Raw genomic sequence first — 7,647 nt, 5'->3', positions numbered from 1 at the left:
TCGGTTAAAAATGTTTTGTGCGGTGGTTGGTTGTCCCACAGTGACGCTTAAAACTAGGTTGTTTGGGGAGGATACTATTTCGCCGAAGGGTGCTTGTTGGGTACCTGTGATCACCATCCTGACGGTGTTATTATCAAGGGTGGTAAGGGTGATGTTGTTAATATCTGAGCTAACGTCGTTTACTTGAAATTGGTTTTCACCGTTGATATTAAGGGTGGTATCTACAAAGTCGATAATTACTTGTTCTGATTCGTTCATGATTAGGGGAACAGGGCTACTCCCGTCATCGGTTTTTACGGTGATTTCGATTCCTGATTCTTGGGGGTTAATTTCGATGCCTGTAATGGTGGTTTTATTGTTGTTGTTTTGAGCAATTAAGGGCGATCGCCCCTGATTTTCTATGGGGTTTTCTTGTGCTTGTATGGGGTTATTTATGGCAAGAATTATTAATGATAATAGGGTTGATTTTTTGATTATTTGTATTTGTGTTTTGTTCATTTTTTTGATGGTTTTAAAATAGTAATTTTTTTGAATAGATCCCCCCTAACCTCCCTTAATAAGAAGGGAATAAGCGTCAGATTTTGTTTTTTTAATTCCTTGATTTTATTTTGTGGAAATTTTTCTTAAGTTTTTATCTAAATTTCCCTATTCTGGAGGAATTAAAATGAGAATAAAATATATTTGTTTTAAGGTAATGGTTAACCATTGCCTATTTCCTGTCTTTAAACATAAGTAATAACAGAGGTACTAATAGGACAAATTTGTTTGCCGATGGGGGTATCAATAATGATGGTTTCCACATCAAAAACAGCGGCGATATTTTCGGGGGTTAAAACCGTTTCAATATCTCCAATTTGATAGATTTGCCCTTGTTTGAGGAGGGCGAGGCGATCGCTATAGCGCACTGCAAGGTTAATCTCGTGTAATACTGTGATGATGGTCAAACCTTGTTTATTTAATCTTTTCAACAGTTCTAATAGTTGCAGTTGATAGTGAATGTCAAGGTAGGTGGTGGGTTCGTCGAGTAATAACACTTGGGGATTTTGGGCAAGGGCAAGGGCTAAAAATGCTCTTTGTCTTTCTCCCCCTGATAGTTGGCTGACGAGGCGATCGCAATATGCCATTAATTCGGTTTCTTCGAGGGCTTGATATACCGCCTGTTGGTCTTCCCCTGTCAAATCCCACTGATACCATGATTGGTGAGGAGTGCGTCCTAAACTGACCAATTGACGAACGGTTAAACCTTGGGGAATGGTTTGCTGTTGGGGTAGGATAGCGATTTTTTTGGCGACGGTTTGGGGAGGGAGGTTATGAATGTCTTTACTATCGAGTAAGATTTTTCCTTGACTAGGTTTGAGGATACGACAGATGAGCTTGAGGAGAGTTGACTTTCCTGAGCCGTTAGCACCCACTAAACTAAGCCATTCTCCCCTTTCTAAATCGAGGTCAACGGATTTAATAATCGCACTTTTACCGTAACCACCATATAGGTTATAAGTATTTAAAGGCATGATTGATGATGATGTTAAAAAGAGCGTTTATACAGTAACCAAACAAAAAGGGGTGAACCGATGAGGGCTGTCACCGCACCCACGGGCAACTCCACCGCACCGATGCGAGAGAGTAAATCGGCCCAAGACAATACCATTGCCCCCCCTAATGCAGACATGGGTATCAAAAGGCGATAATCATTACTTTTGAACAAAAAGCGCATGGTATGGGGTACGAGTAAACCCACAAAACCGATTAGTCCAGCGATGCTTACAGCGCCCGCCGCCAAGAGGGTTGCCGTGCCACCGATGAGTAAGCGCGATCGCCCCAAGGGAATCCCCAAACCCACCGCCAAATCATCCCCGAGGTTGAGAACATTGACAAAACGGGCTAATAAACAAGCAAAGGCGATCGCCACTAAAATATATGGACTAGCAAGGCGTAACTCCGCCCAACCACGACCATTCAGGCTACCCACAATCCAATTCAGCGCCCTTTGAATCCTGCCATCATCAGACAGCAACAGTAAAGTAGTTTGTATCGCCCCAAACAGAGATGACACCGCCACCCCACCCAAAATTAAACGCTCTACTCCAATGCCATTACCCGTCCTCGCAAGGGAATACACCAAACCAGTGGTAAGGATTGCCCCCAACCAAGAAGCAAGGGGAATCATATACAGGAAAATATCGAGGGTGATTAACACCACCACCACCAAACCAGCCCCAGCGGAAATTCCTAGCAAAAAAGGAGTTGCCAAGGCATTGCGTAACATCCCCTGTAACAAAGCCCCAGAAGTACCCAAGGCTGCCCCCACCACAAAAGCGGCTAAGATACGGGGTAATCTTAAATCCCAGATGATTACTTGATTAATTTCTTCCCCTTGATGTCTAAGGGCTTGATAAATTTCCGTAAAAGTTAGAGAAACTGAACCAGATGATAAAGAAATAAAAAAAGTTAACAGTAGAGCTACACAAATAAATATAATTATCAATTGTGTTTTTTTACTATTGTTCTGAATTTTTACAGTATTTAATGAATGGTTCGTTTCAAAAGGTCTCAATTCTGTATCGACAGTCATGGCAAATTACTGTGATTACTATTATTAAAGGATTTCATAAAAACATGGCATAGGTTTGTTGTCACAAACACTATTGATTTCTTTTCTCATTTATAACCAATTTTAAAAATTATTGCAAATAATAATCAATTGATAGGATGATTAAATGATAAGTATCTCTAACAACTTCATAATACAGCGAGTCCATCAGCCCATATTTAGTCAATAGTTGATTAATCGATCGCCCTTAGCAGATAATGAAGTGTTGACCAGTAAAATAAAAGTTATATGTTAAGAGCAGGAATCGTCGGACTTCCCAACGTAGGAAAATCAACCTTATTTAATGCCGTAGTAGCCAATGCCAAAGCAGATGCCGCTAATTTTCCCTTTTGTACCATCGAGCCTAATGTGGGGGTTGTAGCTGTACCTGATGGGCGTTTAGATGTACTCGCAAAAATATCTAACTCCGCCAAAGTAGTGCCTACCCGTATGGAATTTGTGGACATTGCAGGGTTAGTAAAAGGTGCTAGTAAAGGGGAAGGGTTAGGTAATCAATTCCTTGCTAATATCAGAGAAGTAGATTCCATTATCCATGTGGTCAGATGTTTTGACAGTGATGATATTATCCATGTTTCAGGCTCCGTGGATCCAGTCCGTGATATGGAAGTTATCAACTTAGAATTATCCTTAGCAGATTTAACCCAAGTTGAGCGCCGAGTAGAAAGACTAAAAAAACAAGCCAAAAGCAACAATAAAGAAGCCGTGGCAGAAATGGAAGTTTTAGAAAAAATCTTACCCATCCTTAATGAAGGTAAAGCCGTTAGGGAATTAGAATTTACCCCTGAAGAAGAAGAAATTATCAAGCCCCTTGGTTTATTAACAGCAAAACCCGTTATCTATGCCGCCAACGTTAGTGATGAAGATTTAGCCACGGGAAATCAATGGGTAGAAGGGGTAAAAGAAGAAGCCACCAAACAAAATGCCATGGTTGTCATCGTTTCTGCGCAAGTAGAATCGGAGTTAGTGGAATTAGGGGCAGAAGAAAAGGCAGAATTTTTAGAATCCTTGGGCGTGGAAGAAGGTGGTTTACAGTCTTTGATTAGGGCTACTTATGAATTGTTAGGATTACGCACCTACATTACCACTGGGGAAACTGAAACTAGGGCATGGACTATTATTGCAGGAATGAAAGCACCTCAAGCAGCGGGGGTTATCCATTCTGATTTTGAAAGGGGCTTTATCCGTGCAGAAACTGTAGCCTATGATGATTTAGTGAGTTGTGGTAGTATGGGGGCGGCTAAGGAAAAGGGTTTAGTTAGGGCTGAGGGTAAGGAATATATTGTTCAAGAAGGGGATGTGTTGTTATTCCGTTTTAATGTTTAATTTTAATGTTGAACTTTCTCTACAAATAGTATTTTGTGAATACATTTAAGACATTATATTTTTATTTTTTAGGTAAGGGCAATTCTGAAGAATTATAGTAAGAGGCACGCCCTTATCTTTTTTTATTAAAATTAATAATAATTTGACCATAAACTAGAAAGACATTATTTTTTCTATTATTGACCGTGTCTTGTAGCTATAAAGAAGTCTTACAAAAGATCAGTAATAACTGCACAAGATTTTATTTAGTTTTTATCTTATTTAAAAATCAATTAATTATTAGCTAAAAAGCCATATTTAGTATGTAGATAATTCCTACTACTAAAAGCCTGTCCCATGAGATAATTAGAACAGGATAAATATTTGGATTAAATATATTAACTGATATAAAAAAACTTATTTTAGAAAGAAAGAGAAAACAAACTCAAGGTAGGGTAAAACGAACAAAAATTAGCGGTAAACATATTGATAATTAAAAATATATAAGTCATAATATCTTTTACAACATTAAGAATAAGTTAAGACAAATGAAAAACAACCGTATTTGGACTCTATTAATGATTTTATTATTGGGTGGTGCTTCTGTATCCCTCGCCGCCTGTGGCGATAATACCGAAGTAACTCCTCCTCCCTTAGGAGAAACCGAGGAAATGGAAACTGAAGAAATGGAAACCGAAGACATGGAAACTGAGGAAACTGAAGAAACCGAGGACATGGAAACTGAAGACATGGAAACCGAGGAAACTGAAGAAACTGAAGAAGGCGGACAAGAATGATTTGGATTAGTTAAAGATTTACAAACAGGAGATTTAATGTGCTATGCCACTCTAAAAAATCCTAACGGAGACGAGTTTTATAAAGGGGCAAGTTTTGAAATTTGTGCAGACTCGCAAACCTATATAAATCGAAACGTTAAGTTGACTTATGAGGTGGTAAACATTAATGATTGTGAATCTATCGAGCCCTGCGGAAAAACCCGTCAAGAGGAAATTATCACAGGGATGGAAATTATTCCATAATCATAACTAACTAAGCATTAGCTCATTTTTTTAATTGGTGTCAGGAGTTGGGGTATAAGGAAAAAGTTTATTCTTGATTAAGGTAAATTTGACTACTTTTGCCCGAACTTTTTTTTGTGAAAATTATTCCCATGGCAATTACCTCTTCTCAATTAGTTTACGGCGGGGGAGAAGTTAGTTAATAATAGGAGATTAGGTTACTACAAAAAAATTATATTTTAAACAATGCGTATCTCCTTTAAGTGGTTACAAGAATTAGTCAATATTAGTATTTCTCCCGAAGAATTAGCCAAAACTCTTACCATTGCAGGGTTTGAAGTAGAAGATATGGAAGATAGACGCACCTGGGCTGATGGTGTGGTTGTGGGTAAAGTTTTAGAGTGCGATCGCCACCCCAACGCTGATAAACTAAGTTTATGTCAAATTGATATAGGTGAAGAAACCCCCTCCCAAATTGTTTGCGGTGCACCCAACATTAGAAAAGATATATTTGTGGCGATCGCCACCCTCGGTACATATTTACCCAACGTCGATTTAAAAATCAAACCAGCCAAACTCAGAGGAGTAGAAAGTAAAGGCATGGTTTGCTCATTAGCTGAACTCGGATTAAGCAAAGAAAGCGAAGGTATCAAAATCCTTGAAGGAGACTTAACCGTAGGGCAAGACGTGCGCCCCCTCCTTGGTTTAGATGATGTCATCCTCGACATTACCGCCACCGCCAACCGTGCCGATGCCCTCAGTATGGTAGGTATCGCCAGAGAAGTAGCCGCCCTCACAGGGGGAGAATTAAAATTACCCACCACCGAAACCATCACCCCCACCAATCAGACAGACAACCTCACCCTCCACATCCAAGAAACCTCCGCCTGTCCAGCCTATATTGGTACAATTATCGAAAATGTTAAAATTGCCCCTTCCCCCCAATGGTTGCAATGGCGCTTAGAAGCATCAGGAGTGCGCCCCATCAACAACGTAGTTGACGTTACCAACTATATCCTCCTCGAATGGGGACAACCCTTACACGCCTTCGACAGGGAAAAATTAACTCAAATTACCCATAATCAAACCTTAAATATCGGAGTGCGCTTTGCCCAAGAAAACGAAACCCTCACCACCCTTGACGGGCAAAAAAGAGAACTTAAAGAGCAAAATTTGCTTATCACCGCCAACAATCACCCCATCGCCCTAGCAGGAGTCATGGGAGGAGAAGAAAGCGAAGTAGATGACAATACCCAAAATATTATCCTAGAAGCAGCCCTCTTTGAACCTGTACCTATTCGCAGAAGTGCCAGAAGTCAGTCTATCCGCACCGAAGCCTCTACCCGTTATGAAAGGGGAGTAAATCAAGTACAACTAGAAAAAGCCCTTAACCATGCCGTCACCCTCATTACCGAGTTAGCCCAAGGTAACGTTACCGCCCAAGTTACTGCGGATAATCGTCGGGGCGACTTTACCAACACTATCCAACTAAGATTAAATCGTTTACACCAAGTATTAGGAAAAGTCATTGACGGGGAAGGGTTAACCGATGTTGCCCCCCAAGACGTAGAAAGAATCTTAACCGACTTAGGTTGTGAGTTAAAAGTAGAAACCGAAAACCCCTTAACATGGCTTGTCACCGTGCCTTCTTACCGTTACCGTGACTTAGAAAGGGAAATCGATTTAATTGAAGAAGTAGCTAGGTTATATGGTTATGATCGTTTTACCGATACCTTACCCCCTCAATCTCAAGTGGGTTATTTATCCTCCGAGGTGACAATTCAACGTCAAATTAGCTCTGCATTAAGGGGTTTAGGCTTAACCGAATTGGTGCAATATTCCCTCGTTAGCCCCGAAAAAGCCCAAATCAAAATCGCTAACCCTCTTTTTAGTGAATATTCCGCCCTCCGTAGCAATTTAATTGATGGTTTGATCAACGCCTTTGAATATAATCAAGCCCAAGGAAATGGTTATTTAAACGGTTTTGAAATTGGACGAGTTTTTTGGCTAGAAGGTGACAAAAGATGCGAAGGTGACGCATTGGGAGGTATTATCGGTGGTGATTTATATAGGGATGGTATCTGGGTAAATAGTGGTAAACCTAAACCCATGTCATGGTATGAAGCCAAAGGCATTTTAGAGAGTTTATTTAATAGTCTCAAAGCTCCCATCACCTATCAAGCAGAATCCGATGATGAGCGTTTACACCCCGGGCGCACCGCCAGTTTATGGTTACATAAAACTAAAATTGGGGTATTTGGGCAACTTCATCCCCAGTTAAGACAGGAAAGAGATTTACCTGATAGTGTTTATGTGTTTGAGTTAAAACTTGCACCTTTGATGGAGTATATCAGCCAAAGATATTTACAAATTCCTACTTTCAAGGCTTATTCAACTTATCCTAGTGTGGAGCGGGATTTGGCTTTCTTTGCCTCCACAGATTTAACGGTGGCAGACATCACCCATGCCATGCGCAAGGCAGGGGGTAAAACTCTTGTGGATGTGAAGTTATTTGATGAGTATAAGGGGGAGAATGTGCCTGATGGTAAGCGCAGTTTAGCTTTTAGTTTAGTTTATAATTCTCCTGATGGTACTTTGAAGGATAGTGATGTTGATCCTATTCATAACAAAGTTAGGGATAAGTTAGCGAAGCAATTCCCTGTGGAGTTACGCAGTTAATTAGTATGTAAGGTGGGCATTGCCCACCATATTAAT

Annotated in this window: 7 protein-coding genes; 4 read left to right on the top strand and 3 right to left on the bottom strand. The window is 40.3% G+C overall.

What is annotated here, in order from left to right:
* The 3 genes from ACXITR_RS12575 to ACXITR_RS12565 all read right to left on the bottom strand — a co-directional run.
* A partial coding sequence (locus ACXITR_RS12575; RefSeq protein ID WP_457997565.1) for an AMIN domain-containing protein occupies window positions 1–498 on the bottom strand: 498 nt, incomplete at its 3' end.
* A gap of 224 nt (window positions 499–722) precedes the next feature.
* A complete protein-coding gene (locus ACXITR_RS12570; RefSeq protein WP_457997564.1) occupies window positions 723–1,511 on the bottom strand; it encodes an ABC transporter ATP-binding protein in 789 nt (262 codons plus the stop codon).
* 14 nt (window positions 1,512–1,525) lie between these two features.
* Window positions 1,526–2,572, bottom strand: a complete 1,047-nt coding sequence (locus tag ACXITR_RS12565) for a FecCD family ABC transporter permease (protein ID WP_457997563.1) — start codon at window positions 2,570–2,572, stop codon at window positions 1,526–1,528.
* Between the two features lie 267 nt (window positions 2,573–2,839).
* Between ACXITR_RS12565 and ychF the strand changes: the two genes are divergently transcribed.
* From ychF to pheT, 4 genes are all read left to right on the top strand, one after another.
* Window positions 2,840–3,934 (top strand): redox-regulated ATPase YchF, encoded by a 1,095-nt coding sequence (gene ychF / locus ACXITR_RS12560; RefSeq protein WP_457997562.1) that lies wholly within the window; start codon window positions 2,840–2,842, stop codon window positions 3,932–3,934.
* A gap of 527 nt (window positions 3,935–4,461) precedes the next feature.
* The gene (locus ACXITR_RS12555; RefSeq protein WP_457997561.1) at window positions 4,462–4,710 is read left to right on the top strand and encodes a hypothetical protein; all 249 of its coding nucleotides are present in this window, start codon (window positions 4,462–4,464) and stop codon (window positions 4,708–4,710) included.
* A gap of 36 nt (window positions 4,711–4,746) precedes the next feature.
* Window positions 4,747–4,953 (top strand): hypothetical protein, encoded by a 207-nt coding sequence (locus ACXITR_RS12550; RefSeq protein ID WP_457997560.1) that lies wholly within the window; start codon window positions 4,747–4,749, stop codon window positions 4,951–4,953.
* Window positions 4,954–5,178: 225 nt separating this feature from the next.
* Window positions 5,179–7,611, top strand: a complete 2,433-nt coding sequence (gene pheT / locus ACXITR_RS12545) for a phenylalanine--tRNA ligase subunit beta (protein WP_457997559.1) — start codon at window positions 5,179–5,181, stop codon at window positions 7,609–7,611.
* Window positions 7,612–7,647 lie beyond the last annotated feature (36 nt).

The sequence above is a fragment of the Cyanobacterium sp. genome (assembly GCF_054166785.1).
This window is presented reverse-complemented; position numbering and strand designations above follow the sequence as displayed.

Bases quoted from the DNA above. Each gene is read 5' to 3' on its own strand.
- ACXITR_RS12570 (WP_457997564.1), bottom strand. From the start codon at position 1,511: ATGCCTTTAAATACTTATAACCTATATGGTGGTTACGGTAAAAGTGCG.
- ACXITR_RS12565 (WP_457997563.1), bottom strand. From the start codon at position 2,572: ATGACTGTCGATACAGAATTGAGACCTTTTGAAACGAACCATTCATTA.
- ychF (WP_457997562.1), top strand. From the start codon at position 2,840: ATGTTAAGAGCAGGAATCGTCGGACTTCCCAACGTAGGAAAATCAACC.
- ACXITR_RS12555 (WP_457997561.1), top strand. From the start codon at position 4,462: ATGAAAAACAACCGTATTTGGACTCTATTAATGATTTTATTATTGGGT.
- ACXITR_RS12550 (WP_457997560.1), top strand. From the start codon at position 4,747: ATGTGCTATGCCACTCTAAAAAATCCTAACGGAGACGAGTTTTATAAA.
- pheT (WP_457997559.1), top strand. From the start codon at position 5,179: ATGCGTATCTCCTTTAAGTGGTTACAAGAATTAGTCAATATTAGTATT.